General features: G+C 58.5%; 19 protein-coding genes. 9 read left to right on the top strand and 10 right to left on the bottom strand.

Annotated elements, in window-relative coordinates; genetic code table 11:
• Positions 1-104 precede the first annotated feature (104 nt).
• Positions 105-1,082 carry a porin gene (locus LG374_RS03345; protein ID WP_225756388.1) on the top strand — a complete coding sequence of 326 codons (978 nt, stop codon included), beginning with the start codon at positions 105-107 and terminating at the stop codon, positions 1,080-1,082.
• 214 nt (positions 1,083-1,296) lie between these two features.
• On the opposite strand, the gene ung is transcribed toward LG374_RS03345, so the two are convergent.
• The 3 genes from ung to LG374_RS03330 form a co-directional block, all read right to left on the bottom strand.
• Positions 1,297-1,995 carry a uracil-DNA glycosylase gene (gene ung / locus LG374_RS03340; RefSeq protein WP_225756387.1) on the bottom strand — a complete coding sequence of 233 codons (699 nt, stop codon included), beginning with the start codon at positions 1,993-1,995 and terminating at the stop codon, positions 1,297-1,299.
• Between the two features lie 78 nt (positions 1,996-2,073).
• A complete protein-coding gene (locus tag LG374_RS03335; protein ID WP_225756386.1) occupies positions 2,074-3,207 on the bottom strand; it encodes a glycerate kinase in 1,134 nt (377 codons plus the stop codon).
• Positions 3,204-4,565, bottom strand: a complete 1,362-nt coding sequence (locus LG374_RS03330) for a GntP family permease (protein WP_225756385.1) — start codon at positions 4,563-4,565, stop codon at positions 3,204-3,206. The genes LG374_RS03335 and LG374_RS03330 overlap by 4 nt, the downstream gene beginning before the upstream one ends.
• Positions 4,566-4,735: 170 nt before the next feature.
• Here LG374_RS03330 and LG374_RS03325 point away from each other — a divergent pair, with 170 nt between their 5' ends.
• On the top strand, positions 4,736-6,157 hold the full coding sequence (locus LG374_RS03325) for a surface lipoprotein assembly modifier (protein ID WP_225756384.1): 1,422 nt from the start codon (positions 4,736-4,738) through the stop codon (positions 6,155-6,157).
• A 145-nt stretch (positions 6,158-6,302) separates the two neighbouring features.
• On the opposite strand, the gene LG374_RS03320 is transcribed toward LG374_RS03325, so the two are convergent.
• Together LG374_RS03320 and LG374_RS03315 are read right to left on the bottom strand one after the other, a co-directional pair.
• Entirely contained in the window at positions 6,303-6,959 is a 657-nt protein-coding gene (locus tag LG374_RS03320) for a DedA family protein (RefSeq protein WP_225756383.1), read from the bottom strand.
• Positions 6,960-7,051: 92 nt separating this feature from the next.
• On the bottom strand, positions 7,052-7,666 hold the full coding sequence (locus tag LG374_RS03315; protein ID WP_225756382.1) for a glutathione S-transferase family protein: 615 nt from the start codon (positions 7,664-7,666) through the stop codon (positions 7,052-7,054).
• Positions 7,667-7,818: 152 nt separating this feature from the next.
• Here LG374_RS03315 and LG374_RS03310 point away from each other — a divergent pair, with 152 nt between their 5' ends.
• The gene (locus tag LG374_RS03310; RefSeq protein ID WP_225756381.1) at positions 7,819-9,762 is read left to right on the top strand and encodes a hypothetical protein; all 1,944 of its coding nucleotides are present in this window, start codon (positions 7,819-7,821) and stop codon (positions 9,760-9,762) included.
• A gap of 216 nt (positions 9,763-9,978) precedes the next feature.
• Here the strand turns inward: LG374_RS03310 and LG374_RS03305 are convergent, their stop codons facing one another.
• Positions 9,979-10,605, bottom strand: coding sequence for a DUF421 domain-containing protein (locus LG374_RS03305; RefSeq protein ID WP_225756380.1), 627 nt, complete (start codon positions 10,603-10,605; stop codon positions 9,979-9,981).
• Positions 10,606-10,717: 112 nt separating this feature from the next.
• Between LG374_RS03305 and LG374_RS03300 the strand changes: the two genes are divergently transcribed.
• Genes LG374_RS03300 through LG374_RS03290 form a run of 3 tightly spaced genes read left to right on the top strand, consistent with a single transcriptional unit; the run spans position 10,718 to position 12,905 of the window.
• Complete coding sequence (locus LG374_RS03300; protein ID WP_225756379.1) at positions 10,718-11,404, top strand: aspartate/glutamate racemase family protein; 687 nt, start codon at positions 10,718-10,720, stop codon at positions 11,402-11,404.
• Positions 11,401-12,201: an ABC transporter permease gene (locus tag LG374_RS03295; RefSeq protein ID WP_225756378.1), complete on the top strand. Its 801-nt coding sequence runs from the start codon at positions 11,401-11,403 to the stop codon at positions 12,199-12,201. Before LG374_RS03300 ends, LG374_RS03295 begins: the two co-directional genes overlap by 4 nt.
• Before the next feature lie 2 nt (positions 12,202-12,203).
• Positions 12,204-12,905, top strand: a complete 702-nt coding sequence (locus tag LG374_RS03290; protein WP_225756377.1) for an ABC transporter ATP-binding protein — start codon at positions 12,204-12,206, stop codon at positions 12,903-12,905.
• Between the two features lie 514 nt (positions 12,906-13,419).
• Here the strand turns inward: LG374_RS03290 and LG374_RS03285 are convergent.
• The 3 genes from LG374_RS03285 to LG374_RS03275 all read right to left on the bottom strand — a co-directional run bounded on the left by LG374_RS03285 (position 13,420) and on the right by LG374_RS03275 (position 17,522).
• A complete protein-coding gene (locus tag LG374_RS03285; protein WP_225756376.1) occupies positions 13,420-14,247 on the bottom strand; it encodes a hypothetical protein in 828 nt (275 codons plus the stop codon).
• Positions 14,248-14,475: 228 nt separating this feature from the next.
• Positions 14,476-16,071 carry an L-lactate permease gene (locus tag LG374_RS03280; RefSeq protein WP_370639326.1) on the bottom strand — a complete coding sequence of 532 codons (1,596 nt, stop codon included), beginning with the start codon at positions 16,069-16,071 and terminating at the stop codon, positions 14,476-14,478.
• Between the two features lie 293 nt (positions 16,072-16,364).
• Positions 16,365-17,522 carry an alpha-hydroxy acid oxidase gene (locus LG374_RS03275; protein ID WP_225756374.1) on the bottom strand — a complete coding sequence of 386 codons (1,158 nt, stop codon included), beginning with the start codon at positions 17,520-17,522 and terminating at the stop codon, positions 16,365-16,367.
• A gap of 267 nt (positions 17,523-17,789) precedes the next feature.
• Here LG374_RS03275 and LG374_RS03270 point away from each other — a divergent pair, with 267 nt between their 5' ends.
• Complete coding sequence (locus tag LG374_RS03270) at positions 17,790-18,242, top strand: tetratricopeptide repeat protein (RefSeq protein ID WP_225756373.1); 453 nt, start codon at positions 17,790-17,792, stop codon at positions 18,240-18,242.
• Positions 18,243-18,329: 87 nt separating this feature from the next.
• A complete protein-coding gene (locus tag LG374_RS03265) occupies positions 18,330-18,890 on the top strand; it encodes a hypothetical protein (protein WP_225756372.1) in 561 nt (186 codons plus the stop codon).
• A gap of 65 nt (positions 18,891-18,955) precedes the next feature.
• On the opposite strand, the gene ffh is transcribed toward LG374_RS03265, so the two are convergent.
• Positions 18,956-20,317 (bottom strand): signal recognition particle protein, encoded by a 1,362-nt coding sequence (ffh, locus tag LG374_RS03260; RefSeq protein ID WP_225756371.1) that lies wholly within the window; start codon positions 20,315-20,317, stop codon positions 18,956-18,958.
• A 78-nt stretch (positions 20,318-20,395) separates the two neighbouring features.
• On the opposite strand from ffh, the gene LG374_RS03255 reads away from it, so the two are divergent.
• Positions 20,396-21,190, top strand: coding sequence for an inner membrane protein YpjD (locus tag LG374_RS03255; RefSeq protein WP_225756370.1), 795 nt, complete (start codon positions 20,396-20,398; stop codon positions 21,188-21,190).
• The last annotated feature ends 17 nt before the right edge of the window (positions 21,191-21,207 follow it).

Raw genomic sequence — 21,207 nt, 5'->3', positions numbered from 1 at the left:
AAAACGCAGCAATGCCGCACCGTCTCTTGCCGTCAGCCGGATTCCTGTTGTGGTTTCTTAAAGTTATCGCTATGCTTGCGCATCCGTAATCTAAATGAGAGGACTTGTTATTTATACGTAATCATCTGACTTTGCTGATGTTTGTCTTACCCACTGTTGTCGGCGGCACAACTTTTGCCGCCGACAAGGATAGCGGTAGCAGTGCGACTTTATATGGTTCAATATCACAAGGGGTGGTCGTAACTGACCGCAACAAAGAAGAAAAAACACGTGCGGATTATCTTAGCGACCATGTCCGTGTCGGGATTAAAGGCGAAGAGGCTTTGGGCAATGGGTTGCAGGCATTTTTCAATATCTATATGACCCATAAAGAAAAGAAAGAAAGCAGCGGGTTGAATGGTTTGCGCGAAGGCTATATCGGCTTGAAAGGCAATTTCGGCAAATTGACTTTGGGAAGGCAGGCAACCGTATGGAAAAGCTATATGGGCAAATCGGTATTCGATGATGCCGCAATTGGTCTTGCGCGCCCCGGTAAAGTGATTCGCTACGATCTCGACAAGATTGGCGGCAGCGGATTCAAGTTTGCCGTTGATGGCATTCTCGATGGCAGGCATGAAGTGATTAAAGGTGGCAAGACGCGCGCCTTTAATGCTTATGACGCGGCAATTGGCTATAAAGGGCATGGGCTGGATACATCACTGGGTTATCAGCGGACGAGCGTGGATGCTATTGAAACGGAATTAGGCGGCAAGACAAATGAAATTATAGGGGCATCTATCGCCTACACGCCTTTCGAGAATAAAGACAAAAAACAATCGCTGGAACTCGCTTTTGACTATCAGCACCATGCAAGTTTTGGCGATTTCTTTGCCACGTCTGCCGATTATTCATTCGGCTCACAGAAATTGCGCGCCGGTTGGGAAATGCTGGATTACGATAAACAAAGAAACTGGCAGCAATTCCATTTGGGACACCGCTATTATTTCAGCAAACGTACCTTTGCCGAAGTAAAAGGTGCATACCGCACCCAGGGGGATGAACACAGTTATCTGACAAAAATCCTGCTACGGCACGAATTCTGATTTCAGAACATGCCCACGCAAACGGCGGCCTGCGGGACGCCGTTTTTTATAGCCAGATACTTCGTACACGATCAAAACCTGTCAAGCGGTGTCAATACAGAACCCATCAAGCGGGACGAATATTGGGTTTTGCCGTCGCTGCGCTTTGCCCGGCCCTCGTACATGAAGAAAAAACCCCGCTGGATAGCGGGTTTTTTGTGGATGGCGGCAGCGCTTACACCTGCCAGTTAATCGGTGTTTCGCCGCGCGATTCGAGGATCTGGTTGGCGCTGGCGAAGTGTGAGCAGCCGATGAAGCCGTTGCCCGCCAGTGGCGAGGGGTGCACGGCGGTGAGGATGTAGTGCTTGTCGGCATCGATCAGGCGGATTTTGTCCTTGGCGTAGTTGCCCCACAGCATGAAGATGATGTCGCTGCGTTCTTTGGACAGGGTTTCGATGACGGCATCGGTGAAGGTCTGCCAACCGATGCGGCTGTGGCTGCCCGCTTTGCCGCGCTCAACGGTGAGGCTGGCGTTGAGCAGCAGCACGCCCTGATCCGCCCAGGCGCTCAGGTCGCCGTGATCGGGAGGAACAAAGCCGGGAATGCTGCGTTCGAGTTCTTTGTAGATGTTTTGCAGCGAGGGCGGTACACGCACGCCATGCGGCACGGAAAAGGAGAGCCCCATCGCCTGTCCGGGCTGGTGGTAAGGGTCCTGACCGAGGATGACCACGCGTACTTTGTCGTACGGGGTACGGTTGAAGGCGTTAAAGATGAGGCCGCCCGGCGGGTAAACGGGGATGTGCGCTTCCTTGGCATCCATCAGGATTTGCTTGATGCGGACAAAGTAGGGTTTGCCGAATTCGTCGTAAAGGGCGGTCTTCCAGCCGTTTTCGATTTGTACATCGTTGGGATTTATCGTGATTTCGCTCGTCATATTTGTCTTATCTGCAATGTTAAAGAAATGGCGGGCGAAATTGTGCCACAGCACGGGAAGACGGGCAAAGGGCGCGGCTCAGCCGCGCCGTCCCAGTTGCCACACAGCGGCGATTTGCCGCGCGGTGCGTTCAAGATTTGCCGCGCCCTGCGCCAGGATATCGGCGAGTGGGGCGAGGGTGGCGATAGAGGGGAAAATGGCGGTGAAGCCGTCGTCGGTCAGGGTTTCTGCGCCTGCGCCGAGGACGCCGGCAAGGGCAATCACCGGCACGCCCTGCGCGCGGGCGAGTTGCAGCACGCCAAACGGCACTTTGCCGAGGCGGGTTTGCCCGTCAATCCGTCCTTCGCCGGTGATGACCAGATCGGCATTGCGCAAGGCCTCTGCCAGTCCCGCTGCCTGCATCACCAGACTGATGCCGGAGGTAAGTTCGGCACCGAGCAGTGCCAGCGCGTAGCCCAGACCGCCGGCGGCACCGGTACCGGACGTTTCCCGTTTATCGGGCAGGCCGGCAGCGGTGAGCACGGCGGCATAGTGAGCCAGGGCGGCGTCCAGCTCGGCGACAGTCGCCGCATCCGCGCCTTTTTGCGGGCCGAAAATAGCGCTGGCGCCGCGTTCGCCGCAGAGCGGATTATTCACGTCGCAGGCGACTTGCAGGGTGCAGTCGCGCAAATCGGGCAGCAGATCGCTGAAATCGGCGCGCGCCAAGCGGGATAATGCTGCCCCGCCGCGTGGCAGCTCGCTGCCTTTCTCATCCAGCAGGCGCACGCCGAGCGCTTGCAGCATCCCCGCACCGCCGTCGTTGGTTGCGCTGCCGCCAATACCGAGGATGATGTGGCGCGCGCCGCCGGCCAGCGCGTGACGCAGCATTTCGCCGACGCCGAAGGTGGAGGTCAGACGCGGATCGCGTTCGGCGGGGGCAAGCAGGTGCAAGCCGGCTGCTTCCGCCATTTCCATCACCGCGCTGCCATCGGGCAGGCGGCCATAACGGGCGGTGACGGGACGAGCAAGCGGACCTTGCACAAGGACTTCCCGCCACTCGCCGCCGCGCGCCGCGACCAGCGCTGCCGTCGTGCCTTCGCCGCCGTCGGCCATTGGCACGCAGTGGTATGCCGCCTGTGGCAACACGGCACGGAAGCCGCGCGCGACCGCATCGCAGGCCGCTGCCGCTGTCAGCGATTCTTTAAAAGAATCCAGCGCAATCACGATTTTCATAGGAACATCTTGCTAAGTAGCCATACCCAAACGATACCGCTTATACCCTGAATAGCGGTGGCGGTCGTCTGCGTGCGGTAGCCCTGGCCGACGCTCATGCGGCTGAACTGGGTGACGACCCAGAAGAAGCTGTCGTTGGCGTGCGATACCGTCATCGCTCCGGCGCCGATGGCCATCACGCACATCACGCGGCCCATTTCGCTGTCCAGCCCCATTTGCGCCAGCAGCGGTTCAACGATGGCAGCGGTAGTAATCAGTGCGACCGTGGTCGAACCCTGCGCCGATTTCAGCGCGGCGGCGACGATAAACGGCATGAACAGCCCGACTCCGCTGCGGCTCAGTGTCTCGCCGACATAAGCGGCGACCGGCGTTGCCTTCAACACCTCGCCGAAGGCGCCACCTGCGCCGGTAATCAGCAAGATCGGCGCGCAAGTGGCGATGCCGTCGCTGATAATCGTGCCAATATGCGCCAACTTGTCACCGCGCAGCAGCAGGAAGGAGAGGAACAAACCAATCAGCAGCGCATTGAGCGGCGTGCCGAGGAAAGTAAATGTCTCGAGCGCCGTGCCGTCACCAAACGGATGCGTCGGGAAAGCGGCGATTGAGCCGAGGCAAATCAGCACAATCGGCACCACAATCGGCATGAAAGCAGCGGCAGGCGAGGGCAGTGTGCCGTAGCCGTCGCGAATCGCCTGTGCCTTGTCGACAGCGGCGGTATCCGCAGCAGTAGCGGCACCGTCCGGCGCTTCATGCAAAAAGCGGTTCGCCCACCACCAGCCGCTCAAAATCGGCACGACGGCGACAAGCAGACCCATACCGATGACCAGCCCCAGCTGATTTTCCAGCCCGAGCTTGCCGGCGGCGGCAATCGGTCCCGGCGTCGGCGGTACAAACGTATGCGTGGCATAAAGACCAGTAGCAAGAGCGACGCTCATCGCCACCGATGACACCTTCATCCGCTTCGCCAGCGATTCCTTCAACGAATGCAGGATGACGAAGCCTGAATCACAAAACACCGGCACAGAAACGATTGCGCCGACGATTGACATGGCAAGTGTTGGGAAACGCGGGCCGATGACCTTCACCACCGATTCCGCCATGACCAGCGCCGCCCCGGTCTTTTCCAGCACCAGGCCGATAATCGTTCCCAGGGTGATGACCAGACCGATTGAGCCGAGAATATTGCCAAACCCCGTGCCGATAACGGCGGCGATGCCGGTTTTGCCAGTCAACGGCAGCTGATAGCAGAAGGCCGTCACAAAGCAGGCGAGCAGGAGCACGAGGAAGGGATGCCATTTCAACTTGGCCGTCGCCAGCACAATGAAGACGATGACCAGAACCAACCACAGGACAATCATAAGCACCTCACAGTTGAACAACTAACCCACATTATCCGCAAACAAATCACATAAAACAACGACAAAAGCACGGTAAAAAACGGCAAAACACACTGCGTCGTAATTGAGAAGAAACACCTGTCAGGCGCTATACTTGCGCGTCATTTTTTACAACGAGAGCCAATACAAACATGCGCCTCCTTCCCACACTTTTCCCCGCTCTGCTTGCCACCACCCTCTACGCAGCCCCCAATCCGGTAACCACGCCCGATTTGCATACACCGGACGAAAAACTGCCTGCCTCGGCAGAAAGAGCGGCAGCCGATAAACAAAAAAACCAGCAGGTAAAAGAAAACGTCATAGAAGTGACTGAAGAGCAACTACTGGCTGACCCCGCCCTGCTCGCCAATGCGCTGGATAGCGCCATCATTAACGGTGATGCCGATGCCGTCGCCATACTGCTGCCCATCTACCGCAAACTGCCCGCCGACAAACAGGACAAAATGCTGCTGCGCTTCGGCGAAGCGATGCAGGCACGCAGCACTGGTAATCTTTCGCTGGCCATCGCCCGTTTCCGTGAAATGATTGCCGAAGATCCTAGCCTGCAACCGGTGCGTCTGCACTTGGCGATGGCGCTTATGGCCGATCACCAGGATGAAGCGGCGCGTGGTCAGCTGGAAAAACTGCGCTCCGACAAACTGCCGGACGATATCCGCAAAGTTGTGGACGATGCTCTTGCCGCCCTGCGCGAACGGCGTAGCTGGACCTTCAACGCTGCCACCTACTACCGTTACGACAATAACATCAACGGTGCGCCACGCGAACGTGAGCGCCAGGGTGGCCGCGGCACCTGGACCTTCCCTGAGCCGAAAAAAGCGCATGGCATCCACCTTGACCTCTCTGCCGAACGTCGCCTGCCCGCTGCAAACGGTTGGTATGCGCAAGTTGAAGGCAGCATGAATAGCGACTGGTACTGGAACGCGCACAACTACGACGACTTCCGTTTCCGCCTCGGTATGGGCGGCGGCTGGCAGAATGCCCGCTGGGACATCAACCTTATCCCCTTCGTACAACGCCGCATCTATGGCAACCAGGGCTACTCAACCAACATGGGGGCTGACCTTTCAGCCTCCTACTGGATTACCCCGAAATGGCGTCTGAGCGGCTTTGCCCAGGCGATGCGCAAACAGCATGACCGTCGCGACTGGCTGGATGGCAACCAGTATTATGGTAGTCTGAGTGCCCTCTACGCGCCGAATGCGCGCCAATACTGGTTTGGTGGTATCAACGCCATGCGCAGCCAGGCACAGGATCAGTCGGACGCCTTCAAACGCTATGGACTGAACCTTGGTTGGGGACAAGAATGGGGTCTTGGTATGTCCAGCCGTCTGGTTGGCACCTACGCAAGGCGCAACTACGACGGCCTCGATTTCTTCGGCATCAAGCGCAAGGACAACGAATACGGCGTTACCCTCAGCCTATGGAATCGCAACCTCTACTTCTGGGGCATCACCCCACGCCTGACATTCAGCTGGGATCGTACCGCCAGCAACCACTTCTATTACGACAATCACGACCAGGACGTGTATCTCGAATTCAGCAAATCCTTCTGATGCCCGCCCCGGTAGCAAGCGAAAAAGACAGCGCTCCGGCGCAAAAGCCCTTCCCCAGCGGGGAGGGGCTTTTTTTGTTTGGGGCAAAGTGAAACGGCTATAAAAAAGGCGGCCATTGGCCGCCTTGTTGCTGTCTGAATCTCGCTTACGCCGGTTTGTTTTCCTTGCGCTGCGCACGCAGGCGGGCGCGGGTGGCGCGAAAAAAGGCGATGCGTCGTTTGCGCCGCCACAGGTAGTAGATGATGAAAGCAGCAAGCGCGATGAAGAGTGCAATGGTCAGATACTTGAATTCGTGCATTTTCTTCATCATCCATTCGCTGTTTTCCGCGCCATAGAAGCCGATATAGACAAAAATGGGAATGGAGAGCAATGCCGCGAGGCCGTCCATGAGGGTGAATTGCCAGAAGCTGATGCGGCGGGTGATGCCAGTCATGACGTAGATAGGCGCGCGCAGGCCGGGCAGGAAGCGGGCGATGAAGACGAGGCGGTTACCGTAGCGCAGAAAGAGGGTCTCGGTTTGCAACATCCGCTTCGGCGTGAGCAGTTTGGAGAACCAGCGCGATTTGCGCAGGTGCGGGCCGAATTTCCAGCCGATGATGTACATCATCCAGTCGCCGCAAAGCACACCGAAGTAAGCTACCACCAGCATGATGTGCACGTTTTTTTCACCGAGGGCAGAGATGATGCCGGCGGTCACGAGGGTGATGTCTTCCGGCAAGGGCAATCCCATGCCGCAGAGAACGAGGACGCTGAACACGGCGTAATAGCCATATTCGAAAAAAAAGCTTTGCAGGAACGACATTAAGAGGCTCGAACGGTGAGGTGTGAAAGTCGCACATGATACCAAAGCGGCGGGGGCTTTGCCCCGCCGCCCGCACGACTTTGTTCGAGAATTTAATGGGTTTGCTGTTGTTTTTTGACGCTTTGCACCCCCGGATTCGCATCAATACGCGCGTAGTAATCATCGAGGCGATCGAGGCTGCCGAGGTCGATTTGCAGGGTGCGTGCCCAGCGCAGGGTGGTGTACACATAAATGTCGGCAATGCTCAGTTCGCCGGCAAGATAATTCTGCGCGTGCAGGGCGTCGTTGACGATGCCGTAGAGACGGAGGATGGCGGCGCGTCCGCCGGCAGTCAGCGCCTGTTGCGCTGCCTCATCCGCGACGAAACGTGCCGGGCCGAAGACCAGGCTGAACTGGCGGTGCAGATCGCTGTTGGCAAAGGATAGCCATTGTCGCGCTTTCGCCGTGGTGCGCGTATCGCCGTGACCGAAAATGCCTGCTTTGGGGGCGAGATCATGGATGTAGCCGACGATGGCAACGTTCTGCGTTAGCGTCCAGCCGTCATCTTCCAAAAGCGGCACTTGTCCGAGCGGATTGAGCTTGAGATACGCAGGTTCCTTGATGCTTTCGCGCGTTTCCGCCTGCGCCTGGTAGGGCAGGCCAGACCATTCCAGCGCAACATGCGGCACAAAGGCACAACTACCGGGAAAATAATGCAATTTCAACATGATGTGTTACCTCAAAAAGAAAAGCACCAATTGTGCAAGCGTTTTATAACAAAAAGTCACAGCGCAAGTGGCAGTAGATGAAAATAATGTAATCGTATTATCATAAAACCCCGTTCCACCACCCTAAGCGAAGCACTATGTACGATTTTATTATGGAAGATACCCCCAACCGCGTCCGCGTGATTGATATTAACCGCAGCGGTGTGCAGACCATCCTTGCCCAGCCGGATGAAGACTATGACATTCAGGCGGCAGGGGCGGCGGAAACCGTGCAGCAGGGGCAGGATCTCTGGATCTATCAGGACGGTGAACTGCGCGCCGTGGTGCAGGACTACTACGCCTACCACAGCAGTGCTCCCGCCGTCGCTTACAACACGGCGGATTACTACACCCCGCCACCGCTGACGGATAACGCGACGACCCTGCCGCATAGTACCGCGACCACTACCACGCCCAGCGGTGGCGGCAGTCCGGGGGCGCTGCCTTTTGTTATCGGCGGCATTGCCGTAGCCGGTGGGGTGGCGGCACTGGCGGCGGGCGGAGGCGGCAGCAAAAAGGATGGCAACAATGGTGACGCCCAGCCCAATCATCCGGCTTCGCCTGCCGCAAGCGGTGATGATCCCGCCCGCCACAATGGCAGCGTCAGCGACAGTCGCTTCGCCGGCGACCGCTCGACCAATAACTACTATTTCATCCAGGCACTGAACAACACGGACAACAGCGAAGGCCACCTCGCCGGACACGTCATGGGACAACCGCTGACCGTGCGTTACCACTTCGCGACCGACGCCTACGATCGCATCGGCGGCTTCTACCTGGGCGGCTTTCGGGCATTCAGCGAGACACAGAAAGCCGATATCCGTGCGGCGATGGCGAATATCAGCCGCTACACCAATGTCCGTTTCATCGAAGCGGGAGCGAGCGAGGCCACCCTGCATTACTATCTTGATGATTTGACCATAGCACAGGAAGGGCACGCCGAAGACACCATCGTCACCGGTTACGCGCGCTACGGCGGCGACGTCCACCTGAACGTCCGGGGCTTCGCCGCTGACGATGCCTTCCGCCACGGCAAACAATACATCATCAACGGTGAAGGCAACTTCTTCCCTGCCGGCTGGGCGACCCTTTTCCACGAAATCGGGCACAGCATTGGCCTGACCCACCCTTTCGGCGATCAGAACAGCATTAGCCTGTCGCGCAGCGAAAACCGTGACGACCTCACCCTGATGTCCTACACGGCGGCGCATCATGCCGGGCAGATCAGCTTCACCCTGAACGGCGAGCGGTACTACATTAACGATGTACCGCTCTCGCCGACCCAGCCGGGTATCTATGACCTCATCGCCCTGCATTACCGCTACGGAGTCAACCCCGACTACAAGAGCGGCAACGACACCTACCATTTCAGCCGCTTTGATCCCGCCGTCCTCGGCAACGGCATCTATATCTTCGACGGTGGCGGGCAGGATATGCTTGATGCTTCCGACCAGACACAAAACCTCTTCCTCGATCTCACCCCGGGCAGCTGGAACTACGCGGGCAGCAAGACGGCACAACTCGCGCTCAACGACTACGGCCAGCCGAACAGCGGCCAGCTCTTCATCGGCTACGGCACGCAGATCGAAAGCGCGAAAGGCGGTACAGGTCACGACACCATCAAGGGCAACAGCGCCGCCAACTACCTCTTCGGTTACGACGGCAACGACAGCATTGACGGCGGCGCGGGTAACGATCAGATCGAAGGCGGGCGCGGCGCCGATACCCTTACCGGCGGACGCGGAGCAGACACCTTCCGCTTCGCCAGCCCGCTTGACGGCACGCACGACACCATCACCGACTTCAACCTGCGCGAAGGCGATCTGCTCGAACTTGACCACCGCATCTACACCGCCCTGCAAGAGAGCGGCACCCTGAATGCCGGACAATTTGTCAGAGGCAGCGCGGCGCAGGATGAAGATGACCGCATCATCTACAACCCGGCGACAGGCGAACTTGCTTACGATCCGGACGGCAGCGGCGCCGCTGCGGCAACGCTGATCGCCAATATCGGCCGCGACCTCGAACTGAACGCCAACTACATCCACATCATTTGACGCCCCGCCTGTAAACGGAAAAGCCCACCGCTCACGGTGGGCTTCTTTTTCGCACGAGGCGGCTAGGGAAACAAGGTGACGTTGGTGCTTTTGGCCGGATGTCCAAAATCCTTGCGGGATAAATACTGGACCCGCCAAGCGGGATAAATACTGGGCCCACCAAGCAGGATAAATACCGGGCTCGCCAAGCGGGATAAAACCTGGTTTCCCGATGCCTCAATACCCCGTCACCGTTATCTCTCCGCTGTCGTATTCCGCGAGGAATACCGCGACCGCTTCCGCATAGCCCTGCGCCTGCAATGCCGCCAGTAGCCAGGCTTCGTCCTTGTCGATCATTTCCAGCGTGGCGTGCTGGATGACACCGTCGGTAATCAGCGGGTATTTCGGCTTCTCTTCGTCCATCTGCGTGATGATGAGCTGCCCGTCCTGCTCAAGGATAGCCTGTTTGACGTCTTTCACCGTATACACGCCTTTTGCACGCAGTTTGAAGGCGAGTTCATGCGCGGATATGCCTACCCGCCGCACAGCTTCCACATCCAGCTGGCCACGCGAAATCAGCAGCACCGGATGCCCGTCCACTATCCGCTTGACCAGGCCGTTGTGCTTTTTCAGCCAGCGCAGCGACAGCACCAGCGCGAACCAGATCATCAGGATTAACAGAAATTCAAGAATGGTAATGTCGGGGTTGTAAATCACCCCGCCGACAATCCCGCCCAGCACGTAGTTCTGCACCTGATCGCTAGCTGAGGCAGGCGCGAGATTGCCCTTGCCGGTCAGGTTGATGACCAGCAGCAGCGCCATGAAGCCGAGCATCAGCTTGACTGCAACTAATAGGTAAAACATCGCCGTATTCCTTAATTTCAGATAAAACAGCGCCATTCTAGCAAACTACTCTCCGAAACCGAGCCCGCCCGTCTGCGCTACAATCGCCGTGAACCCGTAACGGAGTCAGCGCATGAAAACCCTTGGCATCATCGGCGGCATGGGGCCGCAAGCGACCATTGACCTCTATCAGAAAATCACCGACCACACCGCCGCCACCCGCGATCAGGATCATCTGCACATCCTCATCGACAGCTATCCGCAAATCCCTGACCGCACGGCGCACATCTGTGGCAGCGGCGATGATCCGCTGCCTTACCTCGTCCGCAGCGCGCGCCGTCTTGAAGCTGCCGGAGCCGAACTGCTGCTCATGCCCTGCAATGCCGCGCACCACTACATCCGCGCCCTGCGCGAACGCACCATCCTACCCTTCCTGCACATCGCCGATTGCGCCATTGCCGCCCTGAGCACGCGCTGCCCGCCGGGTAGCCGCGTTGCCGTCCTCTCGACACGAGGCACGCGGCATTCCGGCATCTATCGTGATGCCCTGCAACAGGCGGGTTATCACCCCGTCGAACCCGACGAGGTGCAGACTGCTGCCCTGATGCGCTGCATCTATGACGGCGCCAAAGCGGGCAACACCGCCGCCTACGTCCCGCTCTTGGCGGATACGGTCGCCACGATTGCCGCCGACAGTCTCATCCTCGCCTGCACCGAGCTGCCGCTATTCCTGCCGTGGTGGCAGGACAGCCGCCCCGTAATCGATTCTACCGACGCGCTGGCGCGCGCCGCCGTCGCCGCAGCTCAGGAGACATCATGATTCTCGAAGACGGCAAGCCCATCGACCGTCCGCTCGCCTGGCGTATCGGCGATTACTGCTGGGGCATCTTCCCCGCCCTCGCTTCGCTTTTTGCTATCACCGCGTTATGGCAGTTCGGGCACGACCGCCTCGGCACCATGCTCATTCCCGCGCCGCTTACCGTTCTCGCCCGCGCCGGCGACATCCTCATGACCGCCGCCCGTGGCGACGTGCTGCTCACCCTTGCGCGTGGCGGCATCGGCATCGCGCTCGCCCTTGCCTGCGGTATCAGCGCGGGCTTCATCGCCGGATTGAGCCGCACCCTCGCCCTGTTGCTGCGCCCGGTCAACACCGTCCTGCTCGGCACACCGCCCATTATCTGGGTCGTGCTCGCCATCTTCTGGTTCAACATGGGCTCGACCAGCGTCGTCTTCACCGTGTGGATCACCGTGCTGCCGCTGGTCTTTGCCGCCGCGCAGATGAGCATCGTCAGCATCCCCGCGCCGCTCGCCGAAATGCTCGAAACCTATCGCGTGCCGTGGCTGCGCCGCCTGCGCGCCCTCTACCTGCCGCATATCCTGCGCCAACTGCTGCCCGCCCTCATCGTTGCCGTCGGCAGCGGGCTGAAAATCACCGTCATGGCCGAGCTGCTCGGCAGTAACAACGGCATGGGCAGCGCCATCGCCAGTGCCCGCGCCATGCTCGACACCGTGGACGTGATGGCCTACATCATCCTCATCGTCGCCATCATCATGGCCATCGAATACGGCGCACTCGAACCGCTGCGCCGCCTCTTCATCACCGAACGCCGCTCCTGAACATGCTGACGCTAGACAACATCCAAATCGACCTCGGCGGACAGACCATCGTCGAAAACTTCAGCCTGCACCTCGCTGCCGGCGAATGCCTCGCCCTCTCCGGTGCCTCCGGCTGCGGCAAAACCACCATCCTGCGCGCCATCGCCGGACTGGTTGAGCTGGAAGATGGCAGCATCCGTTGCCACGCCCGCCGCCTCGCCTATCTCTTTCAAGAACCGCGCCTCCTGCCGTGGCTGCGTGCCGACGAAAACGTCCGCCTCGTCGCCCCCGAAGCGGATACAGCGCGCATCCAGACGCTCTTCCGCGAACTATGGCTGGATGACAAAGACCTGCGCAAATACCCGCACGAACTCTCCGGCGGCATGCAACAGCGCGTGGCGCTGGCGCGGGCGCTGATTACCGAGCCCGACCTGCTGCTGATGGATGAACCGTTCAGCGCGCTGGACGCCCGCCTGCGTGACGAACTGCAACAACGCGTCATCCGTCTCATTGATGCAGGCACCGCCGTCTGCCTTGTCACCCACGACGCCCAGGAAGCTGTGCGCCTTGCCCGGCATATCTACTGCCTGCGCGGCAAACCGACGCAATGCTTCGCCGACATCCACCTGAGCGAACCCTATGCCGCACGCGATCCCGCCTGGTGTCGCGAAAAAAGCGCCCACCCCGCCCTGCGCGGGATTGAGGAAGCGGCGCTGGCGGATTGATACCGATCCCCTTCGTACACGACAAAAACCCTTGCAACAACCCGCTTGGCGAGGTCAGTATCTACACCGCTTGACGGGCGTAGGATGGGCTTTAGCCCATCAAGCCGGCGCAGCCTGCTTTTTGCATTTCGGGTAGACGTGACCGCCAAGCGGGAAAACTACGCGCTTTTTGCTTTTGAGACGTTGCAGGCAACGTCTCTACGTTTTTCTTTCTACCGTAGCGCTGTTGTGCTGTCTGAACAGCCGCTAAAGGGCATAAATGCAAGGCCCACCAAGCAGGCGCAACCTGCTTTTTGCATTTCAGGTAGACGTGACCGCCAAGCGGGAAAACTACGCGCTTTTTGCTTTTGAGACGTCGCAGGCAACGTCTCTACAAAGCCTCCGGCATTTACGCCGCTTGGCTATAGGTATCTACGAAGAACTTTCTATGCTCTTGGGACATCAACTGACCCGCCGCAGAAAAGAAGAAGGGGAAGACGCCTTGCGACGCCCTCCCCCAAGGAGCAAACGGTACTTATATGATCGTGACGCTGATATCGTCCTCAATGCGCGCGATCAGGTTGTTGTGCTGATAGACGTGATATTTCCCTTCGTCTGCCAGTTGTGTCCAGTGATGACCGGCAAGTTGCACGTTATCGCCGTGGTTGCCGTCAATCGTCAGCTGGGCGGGATCGCCCAGCAGGTCTTGGGCGCTCAGTTTGAGCAGGTCGTTGCGCCCGTTGTCCAGATCCAGTTTGCCGTCCCGTGCGATGCGCGTCATGTCCAGCATTTCGTTGTTCAGTTGCAGGGTATAGCCCTGTACGTTGTCGCGCGGCGTATCTACGGGTTTTTGGGCAATGCCGTCACCCCCATTGCTGCCGCCGCTGACCAGCGCTGCCATACCGCCGACGACCAGGGCACCGCCGCCGGCCAGCAGCATGGAGCCCATGGATGGAGTCTCAGCTTCTCCGCCGCTGTAGGTGGCAGGCGGGCTTTCTGCAACTTCGTCGGCACGCAGATGCTCTACCGGCAAGGCTTCCTGCGGCAGAGTGGCCTCTGCCGGCGATGTGGCGAGGATATCCTGTGCAGGTGGCGGAGCGGCGGGTTCGCTGGCTTCGGCCGGCTGCGGCGGTGCTGCCGTGTCGCCATGGTGCATGGTCACCCACGGATAGCTGTCGCTGCCGTAGATTTCTATCTGACCGTAATGCCGGGTGATGCGCAATCCATCAGGTGCCCGTCCGGTTTGGGTATCGATAAGGTCATAGTGCGCATCTTGCGCCATGCGGATATCGATTTGCTGTCCATTCACAACATCCCAGCTGCGTTCGCTGCTGCCTTCTTTGACGGTGAGTTTGATTGCCATGGTTGTTCTCCTGAACCGTAGTTCACGGGATACCCCGCTCCATTGCTGTGAATATTACAAAACTCTCAGATTAAATACCAGTTATTTTTGTTCACCCTTGTTTTATCTATAAATTAGTAAGGAGTAGCTGTTGGTAGTAGATTTAATTTTATTACAGTTTGTCAGTATTTTATCGTTTGGCACGAAAAAACGCCCCTTACGGGGCGTTTGCATGGTGTCGGTGAGGGGTCAGAACACGTAGATGAACAGCACGGCCATGAGGGCGGCGATGACGCCGTAGATGGCCATCGGGATGACGGTTTTCTTGATAATCGCGCCTTCCTGGTTTTGCACGTCGAGTACCGAGCAGACGGCAATGATGTTATTGATGCACACCATGTTGCCCATTGCCCCGCCCACCGATTGCAGGGCGAGCACGCTGTTGCCCGGCAGGCCGACGCTCTGCGCGATGCTGTGCTGGATGCTGCCGAAGGTGAGGTTCGACACGGTATTCGAGCCGGAGAAGAAGGCTCCTATCGCGCCGAGGTAGGAGGCGAAGTACACCCAGTTGTCGCCGGCAATCTGCGCAAAGCTGTTGCCGATGATTTTTACCATTGAGCCGTCCGCGCCGACCATCATGAATTTGACCATGACCAGCGCGCCGAAGAGGGCGAGCAGCGGTTTGATGGTTTGCGCGAGGGTGGTGTGCCAGACGACGAAGCTGTCGCGGAAGCTGACGCGGTAGATGGCCAGCGACAGCCAGACGGTAATAACGAACGGGATGAAGGCGGGGACGTAGAGGGTTTTGTAACTCTCGTTTACCGCTTCGCCGAAGATGTTTTTGAAGCTGAGTATGAGGGCACGGCTGACTTCAAAATCGCAAACGCCGAGGTGCAAGGTGAAGAGCGGGGTAGCGTCATTGAGCAGTCCTTTCAGGCCGAGTTCCTGCACGCGGGTGACGATGAGGATGACCATAAGCATGCCAAGCGGCATCAATGCTTTCAGCACCTGGCCGGTGGTGAGCGTGGCGCGTTCGCCGCTGTCTGTCATTTTGGCGAGGCCAATGCCCTTGTTGGCGAGGACGACGGAGAGCAGCAGGCCGATACCGCCGCCGACCAGCGACGGGAATTCGTAGTTCACCTGCGCGAGCAGGGCATACGGCACGGTGCAGGCGAGGATGCTGAGATAGATGTAGCCGAGGTTTTTGCGGATTTCCGCCCAGCTGGTGATGAAGCGCAGGGCGATGACCGGGATGACGAGGCCGGCGATGAAGTGGATGATGCCGGTCTGTTTGCCGATTTGCAGGATGTCGGCGTCGCTCAGTATCCCCGTGTTTTTCAGTTCGCCGAAACCGAACCAGGTCGGCGTGCCGACCGCGCCGAAGGATACGGGCACGGAGTTCATGACGAGGGCGAAGACGGCGACCTGCATCGGTTTGAAGCCGAGGCCGACGAGGATGGGCGCGGCGATGGCGGCAGGTGTGCCGAAGCCGCTCGCACCTTCGATCATGAAGGCGAAGGCCCAGCCGATGATCATCAACTGCGCGATGGGGTTGGGGTTGATGTTGCCCAGCCACTGGCGGATGACGGCAAGGCAGCCGGTCGCTTCCATCATGCGGTTGAAGAAGATCGCGCCGAAGATGACGGTGATGGGGGTGAGGGTGGCGACGATGCCCGCTGCCGCGTTGGCATTGAGCAGCATGAAGTCGTTTTTGAAGTAGAAGAGTTGCAGGAGGTAGATGATGAGCGCTGTGCCGGGCAGGGCGATATAAGACGGCACGGCATTTTTTTTCACCATCAGCCAGATGAGCAGGATGATGGGCGCGATGCTGAGGATGAGTGGCAGGTAGCCGGCAGTGGTAGCAGTGGTTTCCATAGACTGTTCCAGTGGATAGGTTAGGGGCAAAAGGCGCTTGGTTGTTTCGCTTGGCGGGAGCCCAGTGTTTATCCCGCTTGGCGGGAAGCCAGGTTTTATCCCGCTTGGCGAGAAGCCAGGTTTTATCCCGCTTGGCGGGAACGCGGGTTTTATCCCGCTTGGCGGGAACGCAGGTTTTATCCCGCTTGGCGGGAACCCAGTGTTTATCCCGCTTGACGGGCGTTTTATTCATAAAGGCAGCCGTCGCCGGCTGCCTTACGGGCTTAGTACGTTCCCGGCACCAGAATGTCCGTACCGACGTTTTTGATGTCGGTGTGACCGCAGAATGCCATCGTCGTATCCATTTCGTTGTAGAGGATTTCCAGGCAGCGGCGCACGCCGTCTTCGCCGTAGGCACCGAGGCCGTAGAGGAAGGCCTTGCCGATCATCGTGCCTTTGGCGCCAAGCGCCATGCACTTCAAGACGTCCTGTCCGCTCGTGATGCCGCTATCCAGCCACACTTCGATTTTGCTGCCGACGGCAGCGACGATTTCCGGCAGCACTTTGATGCTGGACAGTGCACCGTCAAGCTGGCGGCCGCCGTGGTTGGAAATTACCAAGGCATCGGCACCGGAAGCGGCAGCCTTTTCCGCGTCTTCAGCGGTCATGATGCCCTTGATGATGAGTTTGCCGCCCCAGAGGTCCTTGATGCGGGCGACATCGTCCCAGCTAAGGCGCGGGTCGAACTGTTCGCTGGTCCAGGAAGAAAGCGAGGACAGGTCGGATACGTTCTTGGCGTGGCCGACAATGTTGCCGAAGGTGCGGCGCTTGGTGTGCAGCATGCCCCAGCACCACTGCGGCTTGGTGGCGAGGTTGATCATGTTTGCCAGGGTCGGCTTCGGCGGCGCAGAAAGGCCGTTTTTAATGTCGCGGTGGCGCTGGCCGAGCACTTGCAGGTCGGCAGTGAGCATCAGCGCGGAACAGTTTGCCGCTTTTGCCCGCTTGATGAGGTCTTCCATGAATTCGCGGTCGCGCATCACATAAAGCTGGAACCAGAACGGCTTGCTCGTGTTCGCCGCCACATCTTCAATCGAGCAGATGGACATGGTGGAAAGCGTGAAGGGGATGCCGAATTTCTCGGCGGCTTTCGCCGCGAGGATCTCACCATCGGCATGCATCATGCCGGTAAAACCGGTCGGGGCGATAACGACGGGCATATGCACCTTCTCGCCAATCATCGTCGTTTCCAGGGTGCGGCCGGTCATATCGACCAGCACGCGCTGGCGGAACTTGATCGGATCAAAATCGCGGCTGTTGTGGTGCAGGGTGCTTTCCGTCCAGGAACCGGAACGGACGTAATCGAAAAACATACGCGGCACCTTGCGTTCGGCGACGCGGCGCAGGTCTTCAATGCAAGTCATTTTGCTGAGATCGCGGGGCATGGATTCTCCTGTAAATTCAATAAGCTGGAAAGAGGAAACAAGTATGGACAATCAATAGTCTTCATTAATTATCACCTGCGAAAAGTTACGGGATATGCGGGAGAAATCGCTTGATATAGGTGAAGTGAAAGAGATTTTTATTGCCGCTGTGCCCATGACGGCGGCGGCCGCCCGACAGCTATATGAAAACGCAGCAGAAAGTGCCACCATGTTGGCCGCGACACCGTCCGCATTCCCGCCCATTTCCGCAATACCGAGAGGTAAACCATGAAAGTACTGGACGACGCCATTTATGAACAAATCCGCGAGCTCTGCGCTGGGGGTGATGCCCTGGCGGATGGGGAATATTACGAAGAGGCACTGGCTTGTTACTGGAAAGCCTGGGCGCTGTTGCCGCCGCCCGCGCACGATTGGGATGCTGCCACCTGGATACTGGGAGCCATCGGCGATGCCGAATTCCTGCGCGGCAACTATGCTGCCGCCCGCGACGCCCTGCAAGATGCCGTTGTGTATTGCCCGGACAGCCTCGGCAATCCCTTTCTGCATATGCGTCTCGGCGAAGCGCAGTACGAACTGGGTAACCGCGAACGTGCCGCCGACGAACTGATCCGTGCCTACGCTATGGGCGATCCGGATTTATGGGCGGATGAAGACCCGAAATACCTTGACTACCTTGCCACCGTCTGTGCCGACATCAAAAATTACAGTCGGCTGCATTGAAGAGATGAGCGGAGGGTGAAAATCCGGTTAGCGTGACGGCTGCCGTGCAAGCTTACAATAACGCTATCGTTTAACTTGGAGAGGCCTATGTTCATGACAAATAAATCCGTTTTTGCCGCCGTATTGGCGCTATCTCTGCCGCTTGTGGCACAAGCCGCCGGCGAAGCGGCGGATGCTGCTGTCGGCAATAATGCGGCCACCGCGCAGGTGGCAGATTCCGTCAAGACGGCATTGGGCGCAGCCGCACCCGCCGCAATGTCTGCCGGCACGAAGAATGCCGCGGACGATGGAGAAGTCGTCCCGGCCGCGTGGCAGCAAACCTGGGAACCGTTCAGCAAGGCGCTGGAAAGTGCGGGCAAGTTCTCGTTGACGGCAGACAGCCTGCAATGGTCGATTTGCGGTGATGCCGCCCGCCCGCTCAAGCGGGTGGAAGGCGATGCGGCGCAGGGCATGCTCTACGCGCTGGGCGATCCGGCCTGCCAGCTGAGCAACGATACCACTGGCAGCAAACTGCATTATCTGCACCTGAAAGCGGGGAAAAATGCTTGCGAATTGAATGTGCGCCTGCTGGATGAAGATTTTGCCCTGATTGCCTGGGGCGTGTATTTCACGTCAACCTGCGCTGCGGATGGCGGCGGGGCGGGGTGAACAGTTCCGCTTAGAGACAGAAAACCCCGCCGCCGCGGGGTTTTCTGTTATGAACGGGCAGCCGCTTATTTGAACGGCAGTTTGCCCATTGGCATCGCCCCTTTAGCGGCGCCGAGCATTCGCAACATTTTGCTGCTGCGGAATTTTTTCATCTGGTTCTGCATTTCTTTGAATTGTTTGAGCAGGCGGTTCACTTCCGGCACGTCCACACCGGCGCCGGCGGCGATGCGGCGTTTGCGCGAGCCTTTGATGATGTCCGGGTTGCGGCGTTCTTGCATGGTCATCGACTGGATGATGGCTTCCTGACGGCGGATTTTTTTCGGCGAGAGGTGCTGGTCTTTCACCGCTTGCGGGATGTTGCCCATGCCGGGGATTTTTTCGAGGATTTTGTCCATGTCGATGAGCTGCATCTGGTGCAGCTGTTCGCGGAAGTCGTCGAGGTCGAAGGTTTTGCCTTTCGCCATTTTGGTGGCGAGTTTGCGCGCTTTTGCTTCGTCCACTTGGTGTTCGAGGTCTTCGATGAGGCCGAGGACGTCGCCCATGCCGAGGATGCGCGAGGCGATGCGGTCGGGGTGGAAGGGTTCGAGCGCGTCGGTTTTTTCGCCAACGCCGAGGAATTTGATCGGTTTGCCGGTGATGTGGCGGATGGAAAGTGCCGCACCACCGCGTGCGTCGCCGTCAATCTTCGAGAGGATGACGCCGGTCAGCGGCAGTATGTCGTTAAAGGCTTTGGCGGTGTTGGCGGCATCCTGACCGGTCATGCTGTCCACCACGAAGAGGGTTTCGATCGGGCGCAGCAGGTTGTGCAGGTCGCGGATTTCGTCCATCAGCGCGTCGTCAATGTGCAGGCGGCCGGCGGTATCGACGATGAGGACGTCCATTTGTTGCCGCTTGGCGGTATCCAGCGCGCGCGCGGCGATGTCGGCCGGTTTTTCGCTGGCTTCCGAGGGGATGAAGACGGCGCCGACTTGTTCGGCTAGGGTTTTCAGCTGCTCTATCGCCGCCGGGCGGTACACGTCGGCGGAAACAAGGCCGACTTTTTTCTTGTCGTTAATAAGTTTTTTCGCGAGTTTGGCGCTGGAGGTGGTTTTGCCGGAGCCTTGCAGGCCTGCCATAAGGATAACGGCGGGCGGCTGGGTGGCGAGGTTGAGGGCGCTGTTTTCTTCGCCCATGATGCGCACTAGCTCGCTTTGTACGGTTTTGATGAAGGCCTGGTCGGGCGAGAGTTTCAGGCTGACTTCCTGACCGATGGCGGCATTTTTAATGGTCTCGATGACTTCCTTGACCACCGGCAGGGCAACGTCGGCTTCAATCAGCGCCATGCGCACGTCACGCAGTGCCTGGCTGATGTTGTCTTCGGTGATGCGGGCCTGGCCGCGCAGTTTTTTGAATGTGCCCTGCAAGCGTTCGCTGAGATTGTCAAACATGGTGGGTAGTTCCTTGATTGGTGAAGGTTAAATTTTGTTCGTGTATTATAACGACTTACCTTTTTTGCAGGATTTTTTATGCAGCTTTGGCTGCCTTTGTTTTCTATTGCCGCCTATTTTGCCGCTGCCGCCGGGTTTGTCCGCGTTTATCGTCATCCGCCGCGCCGCGTTAACCCGCTTTGGGTGTTGGGCATTCTGGTTTGCGCCTGTCAGGGCCATGCCTTGTCGTTGCTTGTGTCGATGCAGGGCCGTGATTCGCTCAATCTTTCCATCTTTAATATGGTGTCGGTGAACGCCTGGTTTGTCGCCTGTATTTCCGTGTTCTGGCTGTGGCGGGCGTCGATGGCGCTGGGCGGTGTCATCATTTGCCTCGTTAACGCCGTCGTGGTCGCCCTGCCTTTTCTCTTCGTCAGCGAAAAGCCGTTTTCCTCGAATCTCACGCCCGGCATGTGGTGGCATATTCTCACCTCCATCGCCGCCTGGACCTTCATCTCGCTCGCCTTCCTGCACGCCCTGCTTTACGGCTGGCTGTTCCGCCGCTTGAAACGCAAACAGCTGAAAGACATCAGCGTTACCTCACTGGTCAGCTTGGAACGGGTGATGATGCTGCAAGCGGTAACGGGCTTCATCCTCCTCGCCTGCGCCCTCGTTACCGGCTGGATGTTCGTCGATGACCTCTTCGCGCAGCACCTTGTGCATAAAACCGTGCTGACCATCCTCGCCTGGATTGCCCTCGGCTGGATGCTCTTTTCCTACTACATCCGCGAGCAGCGCGGCATGACGCTGGTCGTCGAGCTGTGCGCGGTGTTCGTTCTCCTGCTAATGGGCTACGTCCTCAGCAACATCGTCCTGCAATTCATCATTCAACACTAACCACACCAAGGAGCCAC

This window comes from Cardiobacterium sp. Marseille-Q4385, from assembly GCF_916618745.1.
GTDB lineage: Bacteria > Pseudomonadota > Gammaproteobacteria > Cardiobacteriales > Cardiobacteriaceae > Cardiobacterium.
This window is presented reverse-complemented; position numbering and strand designations above follow the sequence as displayed.